Annotated in this window: 2 protein-coding genes; both read right to left on the bottom strand. The window is 70.7% G+C overall.

Annotated elements, in window-relative coordinates; translation table 11 throughout:
* Positions 1–175 precede the first annotated feature (175 nt).
* Positions 176–1,126: a response regulator transcription factor gene (locus CCN51_RS33805; RefSeq protein ID WP_014176975.1), complete on the bottom strand. Its 951-nt coding sequence runs from the start codon at positions 1,124–1,126 to the stop codon at positions 176–178.
* 35 nt (positions 1,127–1,161) lie between these two features.
* The coding region (locus CCN51_RS33800) for a hypothetical protein (RefSeq protein WP_245881723.1) at positions 1,162–1,390 on the bottom strand (229 nt) is incomplete at its 5' end.

Here is a 1,390-nt window from a genome sequence, read left to right as displayed (position 1 = left end):
GTTCCCCGGCTCCCCCGGACCCCGCACACCCTGCGGGGGCTTGCCTCGATGCTCCTCGTCGCGCCTGTCACTCTTCGTCCCCCGGGAGGGCGGGCAATCGCGCCCTCCCGTGTCGTCCTCTGGTACGACAGGGCCCTGCTCGACCGGGACAGAAACCGACAGGCCGCCCGCTTTGTCACCGTTCCGCCGTGAGCCTGCCGGGCGGATGCGCGCCCAGGGCGTTGAGCCGGCGCAGCAGCAGGTCGGGGTTGGTGTGCCGGGAGCATACGTACATCGCGAACATCATCCGGACGTCGGCGGGTTTCGAGCTGATCCCGCAGGCCGTCAACGCCCGGTCGATCTGTGTCTTGACCGTCGAGACCTTCACATTCAGCGCGGCGGCCGTCTCCTCGTACGAGTAGCCGTCCGCGTACCACTCCAGCACCCGGACCTGGCCCTCGCTCAGGCCCGCCGCCCAGTCGGAGAACACCACGGGCTCGCGGGGCGGGGCCTGTTCGGCCGACGCGGCCATGTAGAGGGCGTCCAGCAGGGTGAGCTGGCCGAGGCCGGCCTGGACGCACTGCTGCCGGAAGGCGGACAGGTCCTTGCGGTACTGGTCCTCGTCGACGCCCAGCTCCTCCAGGATCCAGGGCACCCGCCCGCCCCGGGCCGTCTTGAACAGCACCTCGGCGAGGTAGGGCGGGAGGGTCAGCCCGCATTCGCGCACCGCCGTCTCCAGGGCGGAGGCCAGATGGGGTTTGAGCCAGTGCGGGTGGTGGCGGGCGTCCCAGACCGCGTTGGCCAGCACGGCGGGCCCCACGGTCTTGCCGAACACCGCCTTCGCCCCGCACACCCAGGGGGCCACCCGCTGCCGCCACTGCTCGGCCGCGGTGCACACCACGACATCCGAGCGGCGGACCAGTTCGGCGAACTCCTCGGCCGTCGCCACCCCCATCAGGTCGGCCACGCATACGTCGTACTCCGCGCCGCTGATGCGCAGCTTTCTGACCGAGTCGACCTCGCTGACCACGGTGAGCCGCGGGTCGTCGTTGAGCGCGTCCACCAGGCCGCGTCTGGTCATCTCGTGGTCTTCGACCACCGCCACTTGCAGTGGCTGCCGGTCGTCCCGTTCGGTTGCCGACGTCATGACGGACGCCCCCCTTGATCTCCTCGGCATGTGCTCTATGGCTTCTTCGGGGCGCGGGTGGCCGATGCGATCGGGAGGGTGAGCGTCACCTGCGTGAGCCCGCTGACCGATTGCACCCGCAGCGCCCCGCCCCGCTCCCGCAGCAGCCGCTCGTGGACGGCGAGCGACCGCATCCGGCCGACCCCGCTCGCCAGCACCTCGGGCGGGAATCCGGTGCCGTGGTCGGTGACCACCAGCTCCACCACCTGCTTCTTATACACATCT

The sequence above is a fragment of the Streptomyces milbemycinicus genome (genome assembly GCF_002154605.1).
Classification (GTDB): domain Bacteria; phylum Actinomycetota; class Actinomycetes; order Streptomycetales; family Streptomycetaceae; genus Streptomyces; species Streptomyces milbemycinicus.
This window is presented reverse-complemented; position numbering and strand designations above follow the sequence as displayed.